The sequence below is a fragment of the Halovenus anhuiensis genome (assembly GCF_037080055.1).
Lineage (GTDB): Archaea > Halobacteriota > Halobacteria > Halobacteriales > Haloarculaceae > Halovenus.
Map to the genome: position 1 here is coordinate 19,934 of NZ_JBAOJI010000004.1, position 24,570 is coordinate 44,503.

At 61.4% G+C, this 24,570-nt stretch carries 24 protein-coding genes and 1 tRNA gene; 14 read left to right on the forward strand and 11 right to left on the reverse strand.

Annotation, left to right across the window (positions count from 1 at the left end; translation table 11 throughout):
- Nucleotides 1-3: 3 nt before the first annotated feature.
- Nucleotides 4-1,416, forward strand: a complete 1,413-nt coding sequence (locus tag V8P86_RS10980; protein WP_336327314.1) for a hypothetical protein — start codon at nt 4-6, stop codon at nt 1,414-1,416.
- On the opposite strand, the gene V8P86_RS10985 is transcribed toward V8P86_RS10980, so the two are convergent.
- The 4 genes from V8P86_RS10985 to coxB all read right to left on the reverse strand — a co-directional run bounded on the left by V8P86_RS10985 (nt 1,413) and on the right by coxB (nt 6,125).
- The gene (locus V8P86_RS10985) at nt 1,413-2,288 is read right to left on the reverse strand and encodes a homoserine kinase (protein ID WP_336327315.1); all 876 of its coding nucleotides are present in this window, start codon (nt 2,286-2,288) and stop codon (nt 1,413-1,415) included. The two genes, V8P86_RS10980 and V8P86_RS10985, sit on opposite strands and share 4 nt — an antisense overlap.
- Nucleotides 2,289-2,356: 68 nt before the next feature.
- Complete coding sequence (locus tag V8P86_RS10990; protein WP_336327316.1) at nt 2,357-2,623, reverse strand: cytochrome C oxidase subunit IV family protein; 267 nt, start codon at nt 2,621-2,623, stop codon at nt 2,357-2,359.
- Between the two features lie 11 nt (nt 2,624-2,634).
- Nucleotides 2,635-5,271 (reverse strand): cbb3-type cytochrome c oxidase subunit I, encoded by a 2,637-nt coding sequence (locus tag V8P86_RS10995; RefSeq protein ID WP_336327317.1) that lies wholly within the window; start codon nt 5,269-5,271, stop codon nt 2,635-2,637.
- Nucleotides 5,271-6,125 carry a cytochrome c oxidase subunit II gene (gene coxB, locus V8P86_RS11000; protein ID WP_336327318.1) on the reverse strand — a complete coding sequence of 285 codons (855 nt, stop codon included), beginning with the start codon at nt 6,123-6,125 and terminating at the stop codon, nt 5,271-5,273. Before coxB ends, V8P86_RS10995 begins: the two co-directional genes overlap by 1 nt.
- Before the next feature lie 167 nt (nt 6,126-6,292).
- On the opposite strand from coxB, the gene V8P86_RS11005 reads away from it, so the two are divergent.
- Nucleotides 6,293-7,039 carry a creatininase family protein gene (locus V8P86_RS11005; RefSeq protein ID WP_336327319.1) on the forward strand — a complete coding sequence of 249 codons (747 nt, stop codon included), beginning with the start codon at nt 6,293-6,295 and terminating at the stop codon, nt 7,037-7,039.
- On the opposite strand, the gene V8P86_RS11010 is transcribed toward V8P86_RS11005, so the two are convergent.
- On the reverse strand, nt 7,036-7,458 hold the full coding sequence (locus V8P86_RS11010) for a DUF5790 family protein (protein ID WP_336327320.1): 423 nt from the start codon (nt 7,456-7,458) through the stop codon (nt 7,036-7,038). The two genes, V8P86_RS11005 and V8P86_RS11010, sit on opposite strands and share 4 nt — an antisense overlap.
- A 148-nt stretch (nt 7,459-7,606) precedes the next feature.
- Here V8P86_RS11010 and V8P86_RS11015 point away from each other — a divergent pair, with 148 nt between their 5' ends.
- Nucleotides 7,607-8,830, forward strand: a complete 1,224-nt coding sequence (locus V8P86_RS11015; protein WP_336327321.1) for a phosphoglycerate kinase — start codon at nt 7,607-7,609, stop codon at nt 8,828-8,830.
- A gap of 1 nt (nt 8,831) precedes the next feature.
- Here the strand turns inward: V8P86_RS11015 and V8P86_RS11020 are convergent, their stop codons facing one another.
- Nucleotides 8,832-9,920 (reverse strand): molybdopterin-dependent oxidoreductase, encoded by a 1,089-nt coding sequence (locus V8P86_RS11020; RefSeq protein ID WP_336327322.1) that lies wholly within the window; start codon nt 9,918-9,920, stop codon nt 8,832-8,834.
- A gap of 78 nt (nt 9,921-9,998) precedes the next feature.
- Between V8P86_RS11020 and V8P86_RS11025 the strand changes: the two genes are divergently transcribed.
- From V8P86_RS11025 to V8P86_RS11035, 3 genes are all read left to right on the forward strand, one after another.
- The gene (locus V8P86_RS11025; protein ID WP_336327323.1) at nt 9,999-10,628 is read left to right on the forward strand and encodes a hypothetical protein; all 630 of its coding nucleotides are present in this window, start codon (nt 9,999-10,001) and stop codon (nt 10,626-10,628) included.
- Nucleotides 10,629-10,699: 71 nt separating this feature from the next.
- Nucleotides 10,700-11,929 (forward strand): PGF-CTERM sorting domain-containing protein, encoded by a 1,230-nt coding sequence (locus V8P86_RS11030; RefSeq protein WP_336327324.1) that lies wholly within the window; start codon nt 10,700-10,702, stop codon nt 11,927-11,929.
- 112 nt (nt 11,930-12,041) lie between these two features.
- Nucleotides 12,042-13,292: an RNA-guided endonuclease InsQ/TnpB family protein gene (locus V8P86_RS11035; protein WP_336327325.1), complete on the forward strand. Its 1,251-nt coding sequence runs from the start codon at nt 12,042-12,044 to the stop codon at nt 13,290-13,292.
- Between the two features lie 12 nt (nt 13,293-13,304).
- Here V8P86_RS11035 and V8P86_RS11040 read toward each other — a convergent pair whose 3' ends face one another.
- Both V8P86_RS11040 and V8P86_RS11045 read right to left on the reverse strand, forming a co-directional pair.
- The gene (locus tag V8P86_RS11040) at nt 13,305-14,276 is read right to left on the reverse strand and encodes a quinone oxidoreductase family protein (protein WP_336327326.1); all 972 of its coding nucleotides are present in this window, start codon (nt 14,274-14,276) and stop codon (nt 13,305-13,307) included.
- Nucleotides 14,277-14,421: 145 nt separating this feature from the next.
- On the reverse strand, nt 14,422-16,701 hold the full coding sequence (locus tag V8P86_RS11045; protein WP_336327327.1) for a methyl-accepting chemotaxis protein: 2,280 nt from the start codon (nt 16,699-16,701) through the stop codon (nt 14,422-14,424).
- 272 nt (nt 16,702-16,973) lie between these two features.
- Between V8P86_RS11045 and V8P86_RS11050 the strand changes: the two genes are divergently transcribed.
- Nucleotides 16,974-17,483, forward strand: coding sequence for an MOSC domain-containing protein (locus V8P86_RS11050; RefSeq protein WP_336327328.1), 510 nt, complete (start codon nt 16,974-16,976; stop codon nt 17,481-17,483).
- Between the two features lie 103 nt (nt 17,484-17,586).
- Here V8P86_RS11050 and V8P86_RS11055 read toward each other — a convergent pair.
- Both V8P86_RS11055 and V8P86_RS11060 read right to left on the reverse strand, forming a co-directional pair.
- Nucleotides 17,587-17,670: transfer RNA gene (locus V8P86_RS11055), tRNA-Ser, on the reverse strand.
- A 75-nt stretch (nt 17,671-17,745) separates the two neighbouring features.
- Nucleotides 17,746-17,973 carry a YgaP family membrane protein gene (locus V8P86_RS11060; RefSeq protein ID WP_336327329.1) on the reverse strand — a complete coding sequence of 76 codons (228 nt, stop codon included), beginning with the start codon at nt 17,971-17,973 and terminating at the stop codon, nt 17,746-17,748.
- A gap of 174 nt (nt 17,974-18,147) precedes the next feature.
- Here V8P86_RS11060 and V8P86_RS11065 point away from each other — a divergent pair, with 174 nt between their 5' ends.
- A complete protein-coding gene (locus tag V8P86_RS11065; RefSeq protein WP_336327330.1) occupies nt 18,148-18,447 on the forward strand; it encodes a hypothetical protein in 300 nt (99 codons plus the stop codon).
- Between the two features lie 98 nt (nt 18,448-18,545).
- Here the strand turns inward: V8P86_RS11065 and V8P86_RS11070 are convergent, their stop codons facing one another.
- Nucleotides 18,546-19,292, reverse strand: coding sequence for a hypothetical protein (locus V8P86_RS11070; protein WP_336327331.1), 747 nt, complete (start codon nt 19,290-19,292; stop codon nt 18,546-18,548).
- A gap of 59 nt (nt 19,293-19,351) precedes the next feature.
- Here V8P86_RS11070 and V8P86_RS11075 point away from each other — a divergent pair, with 59 nt between their 5' ends.
- From V8P86_RS11075 to V8P86_RS11100, 6 genes are all read left to right on the forward strand, one after another.
- Nucleotides 19,352-19,573 carry a hypothetical protein gene (locus V8P86_RS11075; RefSeq protein ID WP_336327332.1) on the forward strand — a complete coding sequence of 74 codons (222 nt, stop codon included), beginning with the start codon at nt 19,352-19,354 and terminating at the stop codon, nt 19,571-19,573.
- 74 nt (nt 19,574-19,647) lie between these two features.
- Nucleotides 19,648-20,598 (forward strand): lipoyl synthase, encoded by a 951-nt coding sequence (gene lipA, locus V8P86_RS11080; protein WP_336327333.1) that lies wholly within the window; start codon nt 19,648-19,650, stop codon nt 20,596-20,598.
- Between the two features lie 59 nt (nt 20,599-20,657).
- Nucleotides 20,658-20,906, forward strand: coding sequence for a DUF8151 family protein (locus V8P86_RS11085; protein ID WP_336327334.1), 249 nt, complete (start codon nt 20,658-20,660; stop codon nt 20,904-20,906).
- A gap of 270 nt (nt 20,907-21,176) precedes the next feature.
- Nucleotides 21,177-22,136, forward strand: coding sequence for an NAD(P)/FAD-dependent oxidoreductase (locus V8P86_RS11090; RefSeq protein ID WP_336327335.1), 960 nt, complete (start codon nt 21,177-21,179; stop codon nt 22,134-22,136).
- Nucleotides 22,133-23,521 (forward strand): FecCD family ABC transporter permease, encoded by a 1,389-nt coding sequence (locus V8P86_RS11095; RefSeq protein ID WP_336327336.1) that lies wholly within the window; start codon nt 22,133-22,135, stop codon nt 23,519-23,521. Before V8P86_RS11090 ends, V8P86_RS11095 begins: the two co-directional genes overlap by 4 nt.
- Nucleotides 23,522-24,442: an ABC transporter ATP-binding protein gene (locus V8P86_RS11100; RefSeq protein WP_336327337.1), complete on the forward strand. Its 921-nt coding sequence runs from the start codon at nt 23,522-23,524 to the stop codon at nt 24,440-24,442.
- Nucleotides 24,443-24,570 lie beyond the last annotated feature (128 nt).

A 24,570-nucleotide genomic window follows, 5' to 3' on the forward strand; every position in this document is an offset into this window, starting at 1 on the left:
GCAATGAGTGACGACGCGAGGATGGCCCCGGTCTACATACTCGGGTTCGTGTTGATTGTTGTGCTGCTTTTGGCCAACGTGGTCATCGCTGCGGATCGCACCGCACTCGATTCCGAGCACACGATCGAGACCTTCGGCGAGGAGAATGTCTACGAGGATGTGACAGCGATTGCCCAGGCAGACACCGTCGAGCGCGTCAACGAGACGATAGAAGAGCAGAAAGACCAGCAGATCAACAACAGAATCGGAAACAGGGAGCTCACACCACGGGAAGAAGAGTTCGCACGGCAGCAGATTAACGAGGGGCTTCCCAACAGAACACAACAGGAAGAGTTCGTCGAAGGTGCAATCACGAGTGGCTTCATCGAAAGAGAACTCACCCGAAACCTGGAAACCATCTACGCGGTGCTCCACGGCGAACAGTCAGATGGCCAGATCACCGTTCGGATCAGCGAGCAGAAAGACCAGCTAAACGAGTCGATCAGAGAGACATTGCAAGACGATCCGCGAATCGACGAGGAAGAGATCGTTGCGTCCGTCTCTGGTGAGATTCCCGACGAAGAGAACATCACCGAAGGCGGAGACGTTCCCTCCGAGGTCGAAGGCGCATCTGCCGGGGTCAGCCTCGTCGGAACGCTCAGTTGGCTGCTTCCACTGGGTGCGCTCGGGCTTCTCGCCGGCATGTTCCACTTTACTGGACGGGACCTGCGGCGAACAGCGCGCTCGGGAGGAACTGGATTCGCCATCGCAGGAGTGCTCAGTGCGGCTATCGGATTCGGCCTCGGTGCCGTCGCGACGGGTGCCGTAGAGTCTGCGGTCGATGCGGATAGCGAAGAGGTGTCCGCGATGAGCGACGGTATCGTCGCCGTCGTCGATAGTCTCTTTGGGACGATAGTCATGCAGGGAGTCCTGATCGCCGCCGTTGGGCTGGTCGCGATTGGAGCCGTCATCGGAGAGCAACGAGGCTATTTCGACGACCTGCTCAGCGACGATCAACCCCCACAGCAAGGCCAGTACCAGCAGGGCCAGCAGGGACAGTACCAACAGGACCAGTACCAGCAGCAGGGAGGCCAGCAGTATCAGCAAGGACAGCCCCAGGGGAACCAGCAGTATCAGCAGGGACAATACGATCAGCAGGGCCAGTACGACCAACAGGGCCAGTATCAGGGCGGACAGGGCCAGTACAACCAGCAGGATCAGTACCAAGACGGTCAGCAGTACAACCAGCAGGAACAGTACCAAGAGAGCCAGCAGGAGCAGTATCAGGGCGGACAGTACGATCAACAGGATCAGTACCAGGACGGACAGTCAGAGAGCGAGCAGGGGCCGGCAGAACAGGAGCAGTACAACGACGATCAGTCCGAGGCTGTCGCCGACAGCGACGAATCCGGCGACGACGGCCAACAGCAGGACTAGAGGATCCGCGCGCCGCGACCAATTTTCGTCTGGTAGACGCGAGCCTGTGTTCCGTGATTCTCGAAGGCGTCTAGCATCGCAGTGCCGACGGCTCGCCGTGCGTGTTCGGGACAGGCAGCGATCACCGTCGGGCCGGCACCGCTGATCGTGACGCCGGTGGCGCCGGCCTCGAATGCAGATTCTCTGACGCGGTCGTAGCCGTCGATAAGTTTTGCGCGGGCCGGTGTTACGACCGAATCGTGCATCCCTGCACCGACCAACTCGGGGTCGTCGCGGTGCATGCCCGTCGTCAGCGTCGCCGCGTTGCCGACCGTCTCGACGAGATTGGAGACAGAGGTGTTGTCGGGGACGACCCGCCGAGCGTCTCGCGTCGAGACGACGATTTCCGGCAGACAGGCGACGAGTGGAATCTCCGCGTCGACCTTCCGGACGCCATCGGGGGTCGCGATCGTAAAGCCGCCCATGATCGCCGGGGCGACGTTGTCGTCGTGGGCCTCGCCGGAGACGACCGCCTCGCCTTCCGCCGCGACGGGGACGAGTTCCTCGCGGGAGTATCCCCGATCGTACAGTTCGTTCAGCCCGACGGCGGCGGCCGCGGCGCTCGCTGCCGAGGATCCGAGCCCTGACGCTGGACGGACGCCCTTGTCGATCTCGATGTGGGCAGGGGCATCGAGTTCCTCCGCGACGGCACCGACGGTGTTCTTGTCGGGGTCCTCCGGAATGAAGTCGCTGCCGGCCCCGGTCACGTCAATCGTCGTCTCGGAAGCTTTCGTCACTCGGACGATGTCGGCCGGGCGCGACAGCGCAACGCCGAACACGTCGAAGCCGCTTCCCAGGTTCGCACTCGTCGCTGGTGCCCGGACTGTAACCATACGCTTCGTTGCTTCAGTGAGCGGAAAAAGGTAACGAGACCGCACCGCAACCGGGGGAAATCCCGGCCTTACACCACGGAGTAGCCCGCGCCGGCGGTCAGTGCAACGACACAGAGCACCCCGCCCATGGCGAGGTACGTGATCGACCGCGGTTCCTCGACCAGATGCATGTACCAGCCAGCGACGGCCATCGCCTTCATCGTCGACAGCGCCAGGATGGCAACGAGGCCGATCCAGTACAGCCCCTCAGGGAGGAAGGATTCTACGAGGAACTGCGTCGTACTAATCGCTCCCAGTACCACGAATATGATGCCGTATAGTTTGATATTTGCCATGTGTGATCACCTCAGAGGATGTAGAACAGCGGGAAGAGGAACAGCCACACGATGTCGACAAAGTGCCAGTAGAGGCCGAAGTACTCCACCGTGTCGGCGTTCTCTCCCTCGCTCCAGTAGGCGCCCCGCGACGCACGAGCGATCAGGAACAGCAAGATGAGCATCCCGATCACGACGTGGACCGCGTGTAGCCCGGTCGTCAGGTAGTACGTCACCGAGGCCGGACCGGAGTCGAAGACCCAGCCGAAGTGGAAGTAGTACTCCACCCACTCGATGGCCTTGTTCACCAGGAACAGGCAGGCACCGAGGAACGTCGCGGCGAGGAAGCCAACAGTGAGCCGCATGTTACCCTTCCGTGCGTACGCGAGTGCAAGCACGACCGTGAAGCTACTTGCGAGCAGGATGTAGGTGTTGAGCAACCCCGGCCAGACAGCGTGCTCGGCAAGCCCGTTCTCGTGGGCGATGTGCCACCAATCCTGCCAGCCAGCCTGCAGGCGCATGAAGAAGTACGAGCCGATGAAGGCACCGAACAGCACGATGTCGGAGGCGATGAACACCCACATACCGAGTTTGGTGTTTTTGACGCCCTCGAACGGCCACTGTTCGGAGAACTCCGGCTCCGGTGCGAAGAAGGACTCGAAGCCCATGCCGACCAGCGCGCCCACGCCGGAGACGATGCCGACCAGCGTCACCCAGAAGTAGGCGTTCGCTTCCGTGAATCCGACTTCGATCCCGTGGTGCATATTGAACACCAGCAGGAACGCAGCGAGCATCGGTCCTGCGGCCACCAGATACAGCCCGTGAACGATACCGAAGCCGTCGTAGCTCGCGCCCTTCAGGCCGACGAAGGCGACGAAGAACGGCACCGCGAACACGAACGGCCAGATGAAGTACGACTCCTCGAGTCCGGAAATGCCGACTGCCGTGATCAGGCCAGTCGCACAGAGGATCACTGGCCACCAGCTCGTGTGGTCTGCCGTCTGTTCGACCGCGTCAGCGGCCGTCGCAACGCCGCCGTCGGTTTTCGCGTCGGCTTCGCCGCCGTCGGTCGCCGCGCCGTCGAGGAAGTTGAGCTTGCCCGTCGCGAAGCTCGGTTTGCCGGGGAAGTTACCTTCCGGCGGGGGCGAAGAGACCGCCCACTCCGCGGAGCCAGTGTAGGCCCACGGACTCTCGTCGACCACACGGTCGCTGTAGAGGCTCGCGACGAGATTGTAGAACATAATCAGGAACGACGCCGCGAAGACGAACGCGCCCAGAGAGGCCAGCTGATGCCAGAAGGTGAAGCCAGCCTCGTAGTGGAACCAGCGCCGTGGCGTCTCCCAGACGACGAACATCGGGAAGTAAAGCAGGTTGAAGCCGACGAAGGCCGCAACGAAGTGAACCTTCCCGAGGAACTCGTTGTACATCTTCCCGGTGATCTTCGGATACCAGTAGTAGATCCCACCGATCAGCGCGACAGCACCGGATGCCATCACGTAGTGGAAGTGTGCGACAACCCAGTAGGTTCCACGGAACGAGTAGTCGAGCACAATCGCACCGAGGAACACGCCGGTAATCCCACCGAGGATGAACAGGAGGATCGCGCCCAGAACGAACAGGAACGGCGTCTTCCATCGGACTCGACCCTTGATCATCGTGTAGATCAGCGCGAAGATCATCAGGTCGAACGGGAGCGAAATCCCGATAGTTGTCACCATCATCACCGTCTTGATTGGGAGGTTGATGCTGGTGAGGAACATGTGGTGCATCCAGACGATGAAGCTCTGAATCGCAACGAGCGCCATCGCGATGATGAACCACTTCCGGCCGACGAGTCGCCGTCCGGAGAACGTCTGAACGATTTCGGCCATCACGCCGAGTGCAGGGAAGAAGACGATGTACACTTCGGGGTGACCGAAGAACCAGAACAGGTGCGTCCAGAGCAGCGACCCACCCTCTTCACTACCGAAGAAGCCGGTTCCAGCCGCTCCGGCGAAGATGTGATCGAAGCTGAGCAGGATAATAGCGGCCAGCAGTGCCGTGAATGCGAACAGCATCATCCAGACCGTCAGCAGAATGGAGAGACTGAACAAGGGAACGTCGCGCATGCGAAGTCCCTCGGCGCGCATCCGGTACATGGTCGTCAGGAAATTAACTGAGCCGAGCGTCACCGATGCGACGAACATCGCGAGTGCGAGAATTCCGGAGAACGCACCCAGTTCGGCGACCGACGGAATGAACGCCGGCAGGTTCAGCGGTGCGTACAGCGTCCAGCCAGTCGGCAGCGACGAGCCCTGGAAGAAGCTAAGCCCGAGAATGACTCCCGAGAACAGATACAGCCAGTAGCTCATCGCGTTGAGTCGCGGGAAGGCCAGATCGTCGGCACCGATCTGCAGCGGCACGAGATAGTTCGCAAGCCCGAACGCGAAAGGAGAGAGGAACCAGAACACCATCAACAGCCCGTGTGCGGTCACGACCTGGTTGTATCCGAGTTCACCGAGGATGACCGTCCCCGAATTCCACATCTGGACACGGATCATCATCGCGAGGATCCCCCCGAAGATTAGGAAAAACAGCGAGGTGATGATGTACAGGATCCCGATGTCTTTGTGATTAGTCGTTACGAGCCAGCGTTTGACCGAGGATTTCGGTGGCAGGTGTTCGCTCATCAGCTACTCACCTCCATGAAGTCAATGTTTGATTCATCTGTATTCTCCTGTGACGTGTACCAGTCGACGAACGTCTCCTGTTCGACGACGACAACATCACCTTTCATATTCGAGTGCCCCTGTCCACAGAGTTCGTAACAGTTGGCCTCGTAGAGGCCGGGTTCGTCGGCCTCGAACCACGTGTTCGTGGTCTGGTCCGGGATCGCGTCAGTCTTCGCCCGGAACTCGGGGATGCCGTAGTTGTGCCAGACGTCACGCGAGGTGACATCTAGCTGGACAACGGTCCCCTCGGGCACCACTAACGCGTTTTCTTCAGCTTCGGGATGTAATTCCGTCGCGTTGTAATCGTCACTGTGCAGCGCATCCTCTTCGTTGTCGTACTCGTCTTCGAAGTAGGTGTAGTCCCACCCGAACTGATAGCCCTCGACGTCGATCTCGATGGCGTCTTCTTCGTTTTCGCCCGTGTCTTCGACGTAGAGCAACAGCGAGTAGGAGTAGATGATCAGTCCGAGGACGAGAACAGCACTCATCCCGAAGGACATAAACAGTTTTTTTCCGCCGCCTTTACCTTGCCCTGTCGGGATTTCTCCCTGCCGTGGGCGCGCGACATCGTACTCGTCCGTCTCCGCGAGTTCCGCCTCGTCAACATCGTAGCGACCTTCAGCATCGCCGGTGGTCGTCCGGTACTTGTACGCGTTGTATACCGTATACGAGATGACGATCGTCCCGACGATTGTCCCGAGGACGAGAAAGACCAGGTAGAGTTGACTGAATACGTCTGCCTGGCTTTGCCCGGCCTGGGCAACCGGCGCGTGCCGGAGGATGGACGAGATTGTGAATCCGGTACCCAGCATTCTATGTTCGCTTACGGTTATCGTGTCTTATGTATTTCGGATGACCGCAGTATCACGGGGTCTATTAACGATCTAGCTGTATTCTGTTTAATAGATTGGCCGATCTTGTTCGGCCATCGGATCGGCCCGAGCAGCACATATAAACGGATCCGGGCGGACGTGCGAATATGGATCTCACCGAGTCGACCTGGGCCGAAGCCAGCGCGGTCGAGACATCGCTCGCGGTCCTGCCAGTTGGGAGTACCGAACAGCACGGCCCACACGCTGTGCTGGGCACCGATCTGTTCACCGCAGGAGCAGTCGCCGACCTCGGTGTCGAACGCGCACCCGTCGAGTGCGTGCTCGGCCCGACGATTCCCGTCGGTGTCGCCGCCGAACACCGGCAGTTTCCCGGGACCTTGTGGGTCAATGAAGATACGTTTCGCGCGTACGTCCGCGAGACGTGTGAGAGTCTCGCCGCCCACGGCTGGGATCGAATCGTCGTCGTCAACGGCCACGGCGGCAACGTCTCGGCACTGCGGGAACTCTGTGGGACCATCTCCCGCTCCGGGGAGGGGTACGCGGTGCCGTTCACGTGGTTCGACGCCGTCGACCCGGCCGATATCGCTGGCCGGGACCTCGGAATGGGCCACGGCGGTCCCGTCGAAACGAGCGTGCTCGAACACCTCAGTGACGAGTACGTGAGACCAGCGGAGTACGACCGTGCTGCGGCTGGTGCGGCCGAACAGTGGGGCGAGTGGCACTCCGGTGTGAACCTCGCCTACGACAGCGACGAGTTTACCGACAGCGGCGTCGTCGGTGATCCCCGCGAGGGCACGGCGGAGCTCGGGGAAGCGCTGCTCGATCAGGCCGGGGATGCGCTCGCCGACCTCGTCGCGACCGTCGCCGAGCGAGAGCTACCGGATCGGCGTTAGGCTTCTGCCGCTTCGGCGTCGGCCTCGGGGTCCTCGCTCTCTTCGAGCGCGGATTTGAGCTGCGGAATCGTACTCGCGAGTTCGCCGACCTGATCGTGGGCGGTCTCGATATCTCCGAGCAGCTCTTCGACGGCCTCGATATCCTCGGCCAGATCCGCTGCGTCCTCGAAGGCGTCGGCCTCCTTCCCCATCGTGTACCACTTTTTCGCGTCGCGGAGGTTCTCCTTCGCCTCGCCCAGTTCGAGGGCGGTCCGAAGGCTGTTCAGTACCCCGAGGGTGTTGTCTGCTTCGACATCCCAGATATCCGCAGCGTCGGGCAGTTCCGCCCGTGCTGCGTCGAGTGAATCCTCGACATCCTCCCGCATTTCCGAGGCAGCCTCAGTGAATAGCTCGTCGTCGTCCAGTGTCGATTGTGACATACTAGCTAGTTCTCCCCCGGTGGCATTAAAAAGACGCCTGAAAGTGAAAGTGAAACTGTGGGCTTTACTCGGGAGTGAGTCCCCAATTTCGCATTTTTCGCGGGGAACATCGCGGAGTACTAGTATGAGGTTGCCGAGTACACAACTAATGAGCTACCGGACACTGGACGATCTCGCGGACGGGCAGAGTGTGCTCGCACGCCTCGATCTCAACTCTCCCGTGTCGGTCGGCGTCGTGGAGGACAACCGTCGGTTTTCCAGACACACCCGGACAGTGCGGGATCTACTCGACAGCGGCCACCGTGTTGCCCTGCTCGCCCACCAGGGCCGTCCCGGTCGGGACACCTTCGTCACGCTCGAACAACACGCGGAGATCCTCTCCGAACACGTCGGTGAAGAAATCGAATACGTCCCCGATACCTACGGGGAAACCGCACTCACGGCAATCGACGAACTCGACGGCGGCGAGGCGATCATGCTCGAAAACGTGCGGATGACCGACGACGAACTCCCCGAGCGCGACCCCGAGGAACACGCCAAAAGCGACCTCGTCCAGACCTTGGCACCGGAGTTCGACGCCTACGTCGGGGATGCCTACTCGACGGCCCACCGCAAACACGCCTCCATCGTCGGCCTGCCCCTGGAGATGGACGCCTACGCCGGGCGGGTGATGGCCTCCGAATACGAAGCAAACAGCGCAATCGCAAACCGGGAGTTCGACGGCGAGGTGACGATGGTCGCCGGAGGGAAGAAGGCAACCGACGTAATCGACGTGATGACCTCGCTGCAGGACCGGGTCGACAACTTCCTGCTGGGTGGGATCGTCGGTGAACTGTTCTTGCGAGCAATCGGCTACGACGTGGGTCGGGATATCGACGAATCAGACCTCTACGAGAGCCAGTGGCGCGCCAACAAAGATCGGATTCGCTCGCTGATCGAGAGCCACCCCAGCGAGCTCGTCTATCCCTCCGATCTCGCCTTCGCCGACGAGAACGACGAGCGCGGCGAAGTCACCGTCGCCGATGTCAAGAACAAAGACCACGACTATCTGGATGTGGGCAGCGACACCGTCGAGCAGTTCTCCGATATCGCTGCCCACTCCGAGGCAGTATTCGTCAAGGGTGCGCTCGGGATGTTCGAGGACGAGCGGTTCAGTAACGGGACCGCCCGCGTGCTCGAAGCGATCGGTCGAAGCGATTGTTTCTCCGTCGTCGGCGGCGGTGACACCTCCCGGGCCATCGAGATGTACGGCATGGACGAGGCCGACTTCTCACACGTCTCGATCGCTGGCGGCGCGTACATCAACGCCCTGACTGGCAGGTCACTCCCCGGCGTCGAAGTCCTGAAAGGAAACGTCGAAGCGACTCACTGAGTTACTCGAACCCACTGATCAGCGTTGCGAGCCACTGCGCAGCATCACCGCGCGTGCGCACCTCGACGCGTTGGACCCACTTGACCCACTGAAACCCGCGGCGACCGGGCGCAACGAGTCTGAGCGGGCGGCCGTGGCCGTGACTGAGCGATTCCCCACCGACGTGAGTCGCGAGCATCGCGTCACGGGCCTCTTCGATTGGCAAACTCCAGCGGTAGCCGGTAACCGAGACGAATCGGACATGGGTCGCTCTGTCGTCGGGGTCGGCCAGCGAGAGGAGATCACCCACGGCGACTCCCCGCCACTCCTGTTCGGTGTACCAGCCACTCGTGCAGTCCAGGAGTACTTCCGCGGAGCTATCGGGATCCAGATCGTCGTACGACAGCACGAGTGAGGAGTCGACTGCACCGTCGACGGTCAGTTCGTACTCGTCGATATCGACGGGATCCGGGCTGTCAGCGACCCACGAGGTGACCGGAAAACTCTCGTTACCAGAACCGTCCTGTCGCTCAGAGCCCGTCAGTCGGCGGTCGTCGCCGGGTGTCTCGAAGACGCTGTTGAGCAGTTGCTGGCCGCGATAGGTGAGCGCACCGCCAACGAGCAGCGCAGAGTACTGCATCGTGGTCCGTCGGCGGTCGAAATCGACCCGGCGGGGCGGCCGAAAGCGGGTCCGCTGGTGGACGGTCATGAGCGCGACCAGCAGCAGGCCGAACCCGACGTGGACCGATAGAAAGTGAAAGTACGGAATCTCGGGGACGAAGCCGAACACCCACATGACACCGGTGGCGATGGTAGCGAAGGCGGTCAGAGCAGTGAGCACCGACAGCGCCGTCGAGGACTGCCACTGTCGACTGTCGGTGAGGCGATAGCGGACCCGAGCGAGTTTGAATCCGAGGAGGACGATCAACGAGAGACCGACGATGCGGTGGAACCAGAAGACGGGCACCCAGGCGGGGCGGACACCGAGAAAGGAGAGGATACCGGAGCTAGCCGCCAGGAGGACGACGGCGAAAATCGACCAGTCGACCACGCGAGGCGGTGGGCGGAGTACGGAGAGCAGGCGGCCCGGCAGCGAAGCACTCCGACTCATTGAGCAGGATTGGGTCTCGCGGCGATTAACTGTTTCTTCGGGGGTCAGCTTGAGGTGGCTGTAGCCGAACGGTGAGATATGAGTTCGGAGACCGCGCCGCCGGCGTTGCTCTCGGGGATCGGCCCGGGATTTGCCGCTCCGGTCGTCGCCGGACTCGCGCTTCTCGGTTGTGCCGCCCTCGTGACCGTTCGAGAGTTCCGGGCCACGGCTCGGGCCGGTGTGGTCGTCGCCTGTCTGCTCGGTGCGGTCGGCGTGGGCAGTCAACTGGCGATTGCGCTGTCTGCCCCGGCGTCTCAAGTTGGATTTGTGCTCGGAACCGTCGGCGGGTGGGGCTGGTATCTCGGCTGGCTCCGGTCGGGTCGACGAGGGGTCGCCGAGCAAGCGCTGGCCGTCGGTGGGTTGCTCTGGATCGGCGGCACAATCACGCTGGCGGTGAGTTTCAGCGGACCAGGATGGCCAGTTCGATGGAGTCTCGCCGTCGGAGTCGCGACAGCAGTCGGAACCGCCGTTCTCGGCCAGACAGGCCGTGGTGGTGGGGCACTTTCCCGGAGCGTGATGCTGGCAGTGACGCCGGTAGCCGTGGCCTTCGGCGGTCCAGCGGTAGCGGGATACCTGTTCGGTCCGGAATTGCTCTTTGTCCTGTTTTTGATCTGGACAGTGAGCACCCTGATCGGCTGGTCACACGTCAGGCTGGCACAGGCCGGCTAACGGGGCAGCGGCCGCCCACACCTGCAGACATCGAAGTAATTAAACGCGGTGATGCGATATGAAATGAGAAGATGAACGAACAGAGTCGTCGCCAGTTTATGCAGTCGTCGGCGGTCGCACTCGGAGCGGCAGGCGTAGTCGGGGCGGGAATCGGTCAGCAGACAGCAACAGCACAGGAGGGCAGCGTCCCGGCGTTCGCTGAGTGGGTTCCAAAGGGAGAGACGATCCTGAATCAGTACGGTGAGATCGACGTTGGAACCTACACCTTCGAGACACAACTCGAACTGTTCGGCGAAGTGAGTACGAGAGGGGACACACTCCTGCAGTTGGAGCCGTACATTTACACGTCCAGTATGGCTGGACTCTGGCGAGCGCTGACACAGATCAACCTCGCAGAGCCAGTATTTGGCTCGTTGGTCGAGGCAGAGAGCGTCGGAGATGTCGACCCATCGGGCATTCCCGTCGAACGGCATACTCTGCTCGGACGCACCTCCGTGTACACTGGACCGTTCGATACCGACACCATCGCAGAAACCGTGCAAAATAGCGATGCGGAGGAGACGGAGTACGACGGTATCTACGAGTACTCGAATCAGGCAGTCATCACGTGGGGCGAAGGCTATCTCATCCAGGGAGACAACCAGAACATCGATCAGGTTGCCGCGATCCGCAACACTGGTGACGGCGACCAGCAGCCCCGCTACGAGAGCACGGCAGAACTCGAAGCGCTGCTCACCGCGGTTGATCACAGCGGACAGACGTTCTTGCGGCTCACGGACGACGGGACACTCAGTACAGACCAGTACAGCGAATCGATCGACCACTCGCCGCTGGCTGGAGCAACAAGCTACATCGGAACGCTGGACTACGACAGCGATACGACAGAGTTCGACACGACAACTGTTGTTCAATACCCCGAAGACGCGACCATCGATACCGATCAGGTCGCCGGGATGGTGACAAACGAACTCAGCCGGGAAATCACGACAGAAGGGCAGACAGTTCGCGTGACGGCGCGGTACAACCGAGACGATATCGGATACAGCCCGGACGACGGAGACGATAGCGACGGCAGCGAAAACGACAATGGTGACAATACCGACGACGGAACGGACGACGGCGGCTCCAGCGGACAGAACGAGACTGACGATCAGAATATGGACGGCAGCGAGACCAACGAGAGTGAGGACGACTCGGACAGTTCGGACGGGTCGGGCCCCGGATTCGGCGTCCTCTCCGCAGTGAGCGGACTGGGCGGTGCGGGATATCTGCTCTCGCGACGACTCGCCGACGACGAATAAAAACCGGCTCGGACTGTTTTACAGGCTGTCGAGGCGAATGCCCCGGGGTTGAAGCCGACACTCCGTGACACCAACCATTAAGTCGAAATACACCGATAATCACGGTACAGCGATGTGGTATGACTACCGCTTCCGCGCTTATCCTGACCGAACAGGCGTGGCTACGGAAGTGGAACGCCACATCGACATCCACCGCCAAGCCTACAACCACACCCGCTACGAATACAACGTCCTCGACACCGATGAGAACAACATCGGTTCGGCGTACCAACACCAGAAACGACTCACCGAGTGGAAAGACGAATGGCCCGTATTCTCCGAAGTCCACTCGAAGGCGTTACAGAAGACCGTCGAACGCTTCTACGATAACCTCTCGAACCTTTCCGTGAAGAAGCAGAACGGGCACAACATCGGGTGGCTCAAGTGGAAGTCACCGCGAGAATACCAGAGCATGACATACTCGCAGTCTGGCTTCGAGCTCAAAAACACGAGTGGCCGCTGCGCAACACTCTGGCTCTCCAAAATCGGAGACATCCCTATCCGATACCACCGCGAAATTCCCGACAACGCCACCATCAAAGAAGTCACACTAAAAAAGGGGACGACGGGGGAGTGGTCCGTCACGTTCGGTCTCGAAGTCGAAGACACCGCACTCCCCGAGAAACCCGACGTGGATGACTTGGATGCTGAGGATTGCGTTGGCATCGACCTCGGCATCCAGAACTACATCTACACGAGCGATGGCGACAGCGTGGACTGGCTCGACCTCACCGACGAATACGAACGCCTGCGTCGGGAACAGCGCAGTCTCTCCCGTAAAGAACACGGGAGTAACAACTGGGAGAAACAACGGCGCGAGCTTGCCAAGGTCAAGCGTCGAATCAAGCGGAAGGTCGAAGATTTCCAGCACAAACTCACGACGTGGCTCGTGAAGACGTATGACGCTGTATTCGTGGAAGACCTGAACGTCTCGGGAATGCTTCAACAGCGTGGGAACGCTCGGAACAAGCAGGATGCTGCGTGGCGCGGGTTCATCGAGATGCTGGAGTACAAAGGCGACCTGTACGGCACTCACGTCGTCCAAGTAGACCCTGCGGGAACGACCAGGGAGTGCGCGAAGTGTGGTGTTGAGACGGAGAAGCCGTTGTGGGTGCGGGAACACAGTTGCCCGAGTTGTGGGTTTGAGGCGGACAGGGACGCGAATGCGTCGTACAACGCTCTTTCTCGCGGTCTTGAAGAGTTAGGTCTGGGACAGGCCGAAGTCACGCCCGTGGAGACTGCGACCGCTGTGGAAACCGATGGAGGGCAGCCTTCGTCGGTTCCTGCAAGTCGCGTCATCGAAACGGGAAGCCTCGGGGCTTGACCCCGAGGCGGTTCACGGCGTGATGACGACTTTGCCCATCGACTGCCGGCTCTCGACGTATTCGTGGGCATCGGCGACTTCATCGAGGTCGAACGCGCGGTCGAACTGTACTTCGAGTTTGCCCTCTGCGAGCATCTCCGAGAGTTCGTTGACCGACGCGAGAACCTTCATCGGCTTGCGCTGGAGGCCTCGTCCGAGATGATAGCCGATGACTTTCTGATTGCCGAAGAGGATATCGTCGGTCGAGGGTCGGCCCGGCGTTCCGCTCGCAGCACCGTAGACGACCATCCGGCCGAACTCCTTGAGCGCATCGAGTGAGCGCTGGGTGGTCTCGCCGCCGACGCCGTCGAGCACCAGATCGACGCCGTAGTCGGTCTTCTCTTTGACGACCTCGACGAAGTCCTCTTCCTCGTAGTTGATCGTGTGATCCGCACCGAGAGAAGCCGCTTTATCGAGTTTCTCCTGGGTGGAAGCCGTGCCGAAGATCTCCGCACCCGCTTCGCGTGCGATCTGGACCGCGGCGGTCCCGACGCCACCGGCGGCGGCGTGGATCAGCACCGACTCGTCCTCTTCGAGTCCGCCCCACTCGTGCAGACAGTTCTGGGCGGTAAGATACTGGACTGGGAAGCCGGCAGCAGCCTCGAAGCTCAGCCCCTCCGGGATATCGAACAGCCCCATCGCGTCGCCGATGGCGTACTCGGCGTAGCCGCCGGCACCGTCGACCATCGTCACGACTTCGTCACCGACCTCGCGGCCGACGCCGTCGCCGACCGCGTCGATGACCCCTGCGACCTCCAGACCGGGCGTGTACGGTGGCTTCGGACCGCCCTGATAGTGACCACGGCGCTGCATGATATCCGCGAAGTTGATACCCGCCGCCTTGACCTCGATGCGGACCTCACCGCTGTCCGGCTCCGGCGTCTCGACTTCGTTGACTTCCAGTACGTCTCTGTCGCCAAATTCGGTGACCTGAACTGCTCTCATACGTATTCGTTTCACCACCCCAGGGAATAAAACCATACGATGTTATCCCGTTCGGCTAAATTCTGTCGGTGTTGTTTGGCCGTATTTTTAAGTAGCGTGTACGATAGATGGCTCGATCACTCGGGAACGGCTGTGCTGGAGAGGGTTAGTCAGGAGACAGCGCAGGAGTCGATGCCGGCTGTCGGTCGTTCCTGTCTGCCGTCTCGAACGTCTCGAGAAGCGATTGCAGTCGGGAACTGCGGGAGGCGAGTGTCTTCACGCTGGTGTCGACCTGTGAGACGGCCGCAGTCTGTTCCTGCGCGGCGGCAGAAACATCCGCTGCATCGCTCGCTGTCGAGTGGCTCTGTTGCTCGACCTGCGCAACGATGTCGTCGACCGTTTCGGCCCGGTTTGCCTGCGCGGACATCACTTCGGTGATCTCTTGAAGGCTGTCGTCGGTCCGCTCGGTTTTGTCGAGGACAGTCACGAACGCCTCGACAGCCTCCTCGACTGCTACGGTCGTCTGCTCGACACGCTCGTCGGCGGTCTGGATTTCGGCGACAGTTTCGTCGGTCGTCTGCTGGACCTCCTCGATCAGATCGGCAACCTCCGTCGCCGAGGAGTGTGTCTTTTCGGCCAGTTGCTTGACCTCGTCAGCGACGACGGCGAATCCGTCACCCTCGCTATCCGCATCACCGCCGGCACGAGCGGCCTCGATGTTCGCGTTCAGCGCCAGCATGTTCGTCTCGCTGGCAATCTCACGGATCAGGGCGACGATTTCGTCGATTTCGGACATCAGATCAGCGAGCGTCTGGACGTTGTCGACGGCAGTCGCCATCGAGTCCTGGACGGCTTCCATCTCGGCCATCGACTGCTGGGCGGTCGACTCACCGTTCGTGGCCACCGTCGCGGCTTCCCGTGAGAGCGCCGCAGCAGTTTCGGCCTTGTCCGCGACGTTTTCGGTTGCCTCGGAGTGGCGGGTCATCTCCGTCGAGAGATCTTCGAGCGATTCCCGCTGGCTGTCGGTCTGGCTTGCGATCCGCTGGATCGACTGGCTGACCGTCTCGGTCGTCTGGTTGATTTCGTCCGTTCCGGCGGTCGCTTCGTCACTCGACTCGGCAACGGCGTCGGCAAAGGACTGGATCTCTCTGAACGTCGCTTCGAGATCGTTCATCATCTCGTTGAACGACTCCGCGACTTCGACCATCGCGGGACTTTGGCTGTCCGGCTGCATTCGCTGAGTGAGATCCCCCTCCGCAGCGCGGGCCATGACGGTGCTGTAGGATTCGGCTCTCTCTCGGAGATGTTCGTTCAACTGTTCAGCGCGCGCTCGTTCCTCCTCGGCCTCCTGTTTTGCTGTCTGCGCGGCGGTCTTTGCTTCCTCGGCCCGGTCACGTTCGGATTCGACGGCCTCGATTTTCGAGGTGAGCGAGCGCCTGAGTTGTTCGAGCGAGTCGAAGACGGTACCGAATTCGTCCGTGCGCTCGCTCTCGATTGGTGTGTCGAGATCACCCTGGCTGAGCGTCTCCGCGCTGGTCGCGAGTGAGCCAACCGACCGGATCGTCGTTCGGCCGACTGTCAGGCCGAATCCGGCCAGCCCGACGAGCAAGACGCCGAGCAGAAGCGCGATCAGATTCCCGACGGTGCTTCGCATTTCGAACGCCTGCGCGGTCGGAACGCGATTCGTCACGGCCCAGCCGTGGTTCTCGATCCCGGCATACCCGACAGCGAACCCTCCGTCTGCGGACTCGGTCTCGAAGCCACTCCCGCTGTGACCCTCGTCCCAGGTCTGGTCGGCCTCCAGAATCGTGTCCGGTTCACTCGACAGCACCGTCACGCCGCTGGCGTTGACGACGCTCGTCGTCGTCGACGTGTCGTCGTACGCCGAACCGAACAGTTGCTCCGAGAGTCGATGTAGATCGATGACGGCGATCAGCGCCCGGCCGTCGCCACTCGGTGTCTCTCGGACGGCGAGCATAGCCGGCCGTCCGTCGAACTCCATCGGATCGGAGTATTGGACCTCGGATCGGTCCGCAGCAGCCAACTCGTCGATCCGAGACTGTGTGGCTGCCGGAAGCGCCGTGTTCGTTTCGTTTCCAGAGGTTTCGCCGGCTGTCACGATCGACTTGCCGGTATCGAGATCGACGAAGTACGTACTCGAAATCGCCTCCCGATTGGAAATTCTCGTCAACTGATCCCAGATGCGGAACGAAGATTCGTTCTTACTGATCGCTGTCGACCGAATCGAGGACTCAAGGAGTCGGTCAGTGTGTTCGAACCAGATCTCTGCCTGATGGGCTTCGCTCTCTGCAGTCGAAACGAGTCGCTGTTCTGTCTCCGTCGTGAGTTGGTTGTCAACTGTCGTATAAATAAGCACGCCACTTCCCGCAGTTATCAGAAAGATTATCGAGAGCGCAAGCGTGAATCGTAGTTTGTAACTGTCCATCAGCCCAACATCGCGGCCGGGAATCATTACGTCTCGACGTACTCTGCTCCCACGAATGAAGGCTTATAATAGTGGTACCCGCAAGCGCATACAGCTACATACCAGTACGTACTCGTCGAAAGCCATCGGACCGTCGGCGATTGTTCGCAGAGTTGATACTCTGATAGAGATATCCGGAAACTGTTGTTTTCCAGGGCGTGAAGTCGTCGAGGGTCAGTATTGCTAGGGTCGACTGTGCCAACTCACATCAGCGAGAAGGACTTACGTTGCGTATGCGCGTCGAAGCGATTTACACGGCGGAGGCCGCCGGTGAGCCGATGGCAGACCACGAATCGATCCGCGCCGTCGACGGTGGGCTGGCTGGTGACCGCTACTGCACCGGAACCGGTCACTACTCTCCGTTCGATGTCTGTCAGGTGACGTTCGTGCAGGCCGAAGCTCTCGAAGCGATCAGCGAGCGGTCACAGTTGGACGTACTGGACGGCCAGCACCGGCGGAACGTGGTCGTCCGCGGCGGCGACGTACACGACCTGCTGAATCATCGTTTTACGGTCGGGGACGCCCAATTCGAGGGGACACGGGAACGACCGCCCTGCCGGTATCTGGAGCGAGTGACGGGACAGGACGGACTGCTGCGTGCGCTGGCGGACGGCAAAGGTGGGATCTGTGCCCGCGTGGCCGACCCCGGAGCATTCTCCGTCGGTGACGAAATCACCGACATTGAGGATCTGAACAACTTCGAGTCGCTGGTGGCGAATATCCGCGAGCGAGTCGGGAAGTAGGGCCGGGATTTGAACTGCGCGAGACGAGCGGAGCGAGTCTCGCCATCGAGTTCAAATCCAGCCGTTACGCATTTGCTGCTCACGAGTTGTTCGCAGCAAAATGCGGTGGGGCTGGGATTTGAACCCAGGAGTCCTCTCGGACATTTGCTCTCAAGGCAAACGCAATAGGCCGCTCTGCCACCCCACCTCACGACTCGCTCGATGCGAGTACAGATAATGATGTGACCGTGGGAGAATTAAGCGTGTCGCTCTCGATGGCTGTTCAGCGATTCGCGTTGGCTGGGCAGGTGTCGACACCCAGAAGCGCGTACAACCCGCAGGTGCCCATCGCGGCAGTTGTGAGCATCACGAGCGCGACTACACCGAGCACCGGCGACGCGACCTCGGGCAGCGACACCGCATTTGCGAGAATCGCCAGTGAGAGCACACCCGCGACCGCACCGATTACCGTTCGTAGCTTCCGGTCTATCGAACCGACATTGTTGGCCATACTGATAATTGGTCGCCGAAGGATATAGTTCTTGCTATTGGGATAACCAGACAATACTATTGAGAACAGAAGGGTCCGAGATCCCAGTTCAAGCGGTTGGTTTCTCCAGCTCGGTTCCACGAATTGTAGAATTGTCACAACGTTCATGTCGATCAGTCACTGAATTATTGGTGGATGAATAGCCAAAAGAGTCGCAAGATCGGTGCGCTGTGGGCAATCACTCAGGGGCTGCTCACTGCGCTGGTGCCACAGATCAGTGTGAAGCTGATGAAGAAGATGATCGGACAGAACTTCGAGAACGCAGCGGAACTCGAAGCAAAACCGGGCTACCTCCGCCAGCTTCGCGCCCTCGGAATCGGTCTGGCCGCGGCCGGAATCGCTGGTCTCGTCATGGAAAACGCCGCAGCAGACCCGGACGAGTCGGAAGCCGACGACAGTGTAACCGACTCCGCCGAAGAAGACGAGAGCGCTTGAGCGACTGTCGGAGAGTGTCTTAAACAATGGCCAGTGTCAGCCGGCGGATCCGTCGCGATGCTGGGCAGAGCGGAGGCGGTCGGGACGGACAAAGCGAGTTAGTCCTCTGAGTTTGCAGAATTATCTGAGACAGTGTCAGACTCGACTGCCGACAGCCCCCACTCAGCGACTAGTTCTGCCGTTCGGTCGGGGACGAGCACGCCAGCGCGCACCCGCGCACGGAGCAGCGAGAGCGCAGTTTTGCGATCTTCGGGGCGCTCCCACAGCGGCGTCTCCGGGAGGAAGGAGACGTCGAGATCCGCCGACCGGGCGCGTTCGGTCAGCGTCTCGACTGCCGGCGGTGCAAACACGTCAGTGAAATCGATCTGCTGGCCGAAGGCCGCGAAGGAGACGCGCCCGTTGGTCGACGGACCGATCACGACATCACTCGTTCGCAGTTGCATCGCCGTCGTGCCGATATGCTCCCGGCGGAGAAACAGTGCGGTCGGCCTGGCGAACGCCACCGTCGGGAGTTCCTCGGTGTCGAGCAAGTGCGTCAGTGCGTTCCCAATTTTCCCAGCGTCGTCAGATCCGACCTGTACCTCGTAGCGGACCGCGCCGGGATCGGCGAGTTCCTCGTCGAGCAGGTCACGAACGGAGTTCTCGGGGTCGACGCCGTCAGGGACAGTCTCCGGATCGCGGTAGTTGATCAGAATCTCGCCCTCGCCGTGCTGGATGGTCGCACAGACATCGGCGAGCATCGCCCGGTACAGTGCTGCGTTCTGGTCGGCATCGAAGCCGTCGGGCAGGAGATCGGGCACACACTCGGGAACAGGTGGATCAGCGAGTACGACGACAGTCGTCATAGCGGGCAGTAGCCGCCGGATTCCCTTGTCCTTTTGTATCCCCCATCCAAGTATCGCGTATGGAGAAGATGCGGATACTCGGCGGCGCGGCAGTGTTGCTGATCGCCGTCGGTCTCGGCGGAATTCTGGCAAGCCTCGTCACCAACAACCAGCTGTTTATCGGCTCAACCGAGTTCACCGCGGCAGCGATTGCGACACTGGTCGCCTTCGTCGGGGCGCTCGTCGTCTTCGTCGCGGTCGGCCGGCCGTGGCGGTTCTGGAAGCGGACGCCGTACTGGTGAGGGCCCAGATCGGATTCAGGTGAATCGAAGCCGGGAGCCGCACATTTTTGTCGACAGCCCCAAAGGACTAGTTAATGAGCCGTTCGCGCAAGCCCGAGTGGCTGAAGATGCGGCCACCGTCGGGCGAGCGATTCACCGAGATCAAGGGCATTCTCCGCGAGCACGGCCTCCACACCGTCTGCGAGGAGGCCTCGTGTCCGAACATGGGCGAGTGCTGGTCGGGGTCGGGCGCGGCCGCGGGTGCCGACGGCAGTGCCGGCACTGCAACCTTCATGTTGATGGGCGAGCGCTGTTCGCGAGGCTGTAACTTCTGTGACGTACAGACCGGCGGGATGGAGCCGCTGGACGAGGACGAACCCGAAAACGTCGCCGCCGCGGTGAGCGAAATCGGGCTGGATTACGTCGTGTTGACCTCGGTGGATCGGGACGATTTGCCCGACCAGGGTGCGGGCCACTTCGCCCGGACGATCCGCGAGATCAAACGCCGGGATTCGGACATTCTCGTCGAAGTACTGATCCCCGACTTTCAGGGAGAACCGGAACTCGTCGGGAAGATCATCGACGCCGAACCGGACGTGATCGCCCACAACGTCGAAACCGTCGAGCGGTTGCAGTGGCCGGTCCGGGACCGGCGTGCGGGCTACGAGCAGTCGCTGTCTGTCCTCGAACAGGCCGCCCGCGAAAGCGATGCGTACACGAAGACGAGCCTGATGCTCGGGGTCGGCGAGTACCACCACGAGGTCTACCAGACGATGCGTGATCTGCGCAGCGTCGGCGTCGATATCGTCACCTTCGGCCAGTATCTCCAGCCCTCCCGGTCGCATCTGGAGGTCAGTGAGTTCGTCCACCCCGACGTATTCGACACGTACCAGCAGATTGCAGAGCAAGAACTGGACTTTCTGTACTGTGCCAGCGGCCCGATGGTCCGGTCGTCGTACCGTGCCGGCGAACTGTTCGTCGAATCGATCCTCCGTGGTGAAGACGAGGAGACCGCCAGACGACGAGTTCGAAACGAGCAGGAGTAGCGCGCCCGATAGACGTAGCCAACAGAAGGATTATAACCGTCTGTAAAGTCAGAGCAGGTATGCGAGATGGCATCATCGAACTGCTGGTGGAAGTAGGTATGCTCTTCCTGTATGGGGTTGCGACCACGGTTCTCACAGTGATCGGCACTCTCTTCGAGTACCGGAGCTACGAGTTCGTCAGCGGCGGGGAGACGATGCTCGCCCTGTGGATCGGTGGACTCGGTCTCGTCGTGCTCACGCTGGCATATCGGATCGGCCGCGACAAGTTGGTCGACGCCTGGATCGATCTGCAGGCAGGACAACTCTGAGCAACTGATCGGCGCCTGTGCGGTCCTCTCGCCGACTTCCGGCCGACACGCTCCCGCTGTGGCCACCATCCTGAGACAACCCTCACTCGTTTTAGGCACTCCTAAAATCCGAAACAGACTTAATTGTTTAGGCTGACCGAAAAACATGGACCAGCAGTCGCCACGACGAGAGCCCAGACCGGGGTCGACAGCGAGCGAACGAGTCGGGACATCCGAGCGGACTGGTGGGGGTCAGGACAGTTGCGGCGAGTGCACGACCACAGACAAGCCATGACAGCGGGACCCCGGGAGCCGGTGGAGCAGGTCGAGTTCGACCACGATATCGTCATCGTTGGCGGCGGCCCGGCGGGTTGTTCGGCTGGGATTTTCACCGCCCGCGCCGGACTCGATACCGCAATTTTCGACCGCGGCCGCTCCTCGCTGAAGCAGTGTGCCCATCTAGAGAACTTCCTCGGATTTCCGGCAGGCATCGACATCGAGAGCTTCTACGAGCGGATTCACGACCACGCTCGGACTGCCGGCTGTGAATTCGTCGCAGACCTCGTCGAGGCCGTCGAGCGGACCGACGAGGGCGACGGATTCGTCGTGACGCCGGCCGAAGGAGATTCGCACACGGCACGGCGAGTCGTCGCCGCGACCCGATACGACGGCGAGTACCTCCGCGGACTGGACGACGACGAGGCGATGTTCGAGACGAAACGGTACGGCGAGGAGGAGTACGAACGGTTCGACAGGGAGTACGCCGACCGCGAGGGACGGACGCCGGTCGACGGACTCTACGTCGCCTCGCCCTCGGCAGCCGTCGATATGCAGGCCATCATGGCCGCCGGACGCGGCGCTCGCGTCGCTCACCGCCTGATCGCCGACTCACGGATCGCCGAGGGCTGGTGGGAGGCCGTCGCCGACCGGAGCGACTGGGTGCGCCGCAGGGCCGAACTTGACGAGGAATGGACCGACCGCCGGCGGTGGGTCGAGTGGTTCGACAACCGGTACGCTGCGGACGCGCCGGTCGAGTCCGACAGCGAGCGCTACGAACGCGTCCGGTCGGCGGTCATCGACGTTGGGCGGGCCTCGTACATCGACCCGGCGGAGATCACGGCCCGGAAGACGACCGGTCAGGAGACTCTCGCGTCGTATCTCGACACGGAAGCGGTTCTCGACAGTATCGACGACGAACGGATCCGCGAGTATCTCGACTCGACAGCCGAACGGACTGCAGGGGAACCATGAGCCGGGAATCCTCGACTGGGACGGAGACGGCCGTGTCGCCGGCCGAGAGCAGATTTGGCTGGCTGTTTGACCCGGCGCTTTTGGCCGTCGCCGGCGCGAGTGTCGTCGTCGTCTTCGTCGGGGGGATGGTGCAGGTGAGTCACGGCTCGTACTCGATGGCCTACGTCGAGGCCTGGCGAGCGGTCTTTAGCGGCGACGTGCTGTTCGACCCCGCCGCCTGGCAGTCGTTTTTGCTCGGCACGGAGATGCCAGAGGTGAGTACGGAGAGTCTCGTTGTCTGGCGGATTCGGCTCCCGCGGGTGGTCGTCGCCGTCTTCGTCGGCATGAATCTCGCCATCTCCGGCGCTATCTTTCAGGCGGTGACGCGGAACGAACTCGCCAGTCCGTTCATTCTGGGCGTCTCCTCCGGGGCCGGACTGACGATTTTGCTGACGCTGGTCGTCCTGCCCGGGGTCGCTCTCGGCATTCCGCTGCTCGTTCCGACGCTGTCGCTGTCGGCCGGCGGCGTCCTCTCAGCCGCCCTTACGCTCGGTGTCGTCGTCGGGATAGCCGGGAGTTGGCTGGTCGCGTACAGACGGGAGACGAAACAGGCGCTGGTCGGGGCCGCGGGACTCACCGTGGCAGTCGTAGCCGGAGTCGGCCTCCTTGCTGCAACAGGCACCGCGGGGCCGCTACCGTTCGCGCCGATCAGATTGATCGTCTCGCTGTCGGCGCTGCTGCCGTTGCTCGCGGCGCTCGGCGGAATCACTGCCTTTCTGATCGTCTACACCATCGCCTGGAAGAACGGCACCTCGCCGGTTCGACTGGTGCTGGCGGGAGTCATCGTCAGCACGATTTTCACGAGCCTGCAGACCTCGCTGTTTTTCTTCGCAGACAACGTCGGCGTCGTCCAGTCCGCGGTCGCGTGGACCAACGGCTCGCTGACCGGAGCCGACTGGGAACAGGTACGGATCGTCCTGCCGTGGTCGATCCTTGCGGTCGGTCTGGCGCTGGCTGGCGCACGACAGTTGAACGTCCTCCTGCTCGGCGAGCAGACGGCGAAATCGCTTGGGATGTCGGTCGAACGCGTCCGATTCGGACTGGCGAGCGTCGCGGTGCTGGCGGCGGCGGCGAGCATCGCCGTCGCGGGCATCGTGAGTTTCGTCGGCCTGATCGTTCCCCATCTCGTCCGCAACCTCGTCGGAAATGACTACAAGAAATTGATGGTGGGCTGTCTGTTCGTCGGGCCGGCGCTGATGGTCGTCGCGGACGTCGGCGCTCGCCTGGGCATGAGCCTGCTGGTCGGTAGCGACGTGCAGGTGCCCGTCGGCATCGTCACCGGACTGATCGGCGGCCCCTACTTCCTCTACCTGATGCGCAGACAGGAGAACATCGGTGAGATCTGAATGACACAGGAACCAAACGGAACGAACGGAGCGGAATCGGCAGAGTACCAGTCCGAAGCGGCGAGCGAACTGGCGAGCGAACAACTCGTGTTGGGCTATCCGGGTGCAGAGCAGCCGGTGATCGACGGCGAAAGCATCACCGCCGAACCCGGGGCCGTCACCGCGCTGGTGGGACCGAACGGCTCGGGCAAGAGTACGCTGTTGAAGGGACTGGCCAACCAGCTCGCTCCCGAGGACGGCTCGGTGCTGATCGATGGTGAGGAAGTCACCCGGATGGGAGACAAAGAGTTCGCCAAACGCCTCGGTCTGCTCTCCCAAGAGAGTACCTCGCCAGACAGCATCAGGGTCGAGCAGTTGGTCTATCACGGCCGGTATCCCCACCGCGGCTTCTTCGAAAGCGTCACCGAGCAGGACCGCGAGCACGTCGACCGCGCCATCGATTTGGCCGGCTGTGACCACCTGCGCGACCGGGAGGTCGGCAGCCTCAGCGGTGGGCAGAAACAGCTCGCGTGGATCGCGATGGTGCTCGCACAGGACACCGACGTGTTGCTGCTAGACGAGCCGACCACCTTCCTCGACCTGCATCATCAACTCGAAGTGATGGAGATCATCGAGACCCTTCGAGAAACAGGCGAGGTCACCATCGTCGTCGTGCTCCACGACATCCAGCAGGCCGCCCGGCTTGCCGACCGCGTCGTCGCGCTCAAAGACGGCCAGATCCAGGCCAACGGGAAGCCGGGCGAAGTCGTCACCGAAGAACTGCTCGCCGATGTCTTCGAGATCGAGGCCCGCGTCGAGCAGACCGACCGTGGCCCGCGCGTCGAACCGCTACGTCCCCGCCACGACAGACCCGACGAACACTCACACGAGCCGTCCGGCCCCGAATCGGCCTGTGAGACCGTCGAACTGACGAGTGATTAAGTTTTTAGGCCCGCCTAAAGAACGAAACGGTTTTGTATTTTTAGGCTAGCCTAAACTACATGGACACCGACGGACCTGGCGAGAGTGCGACCCGGAGAGGTGCACTCAGATACGGCGGCGAACAGTTG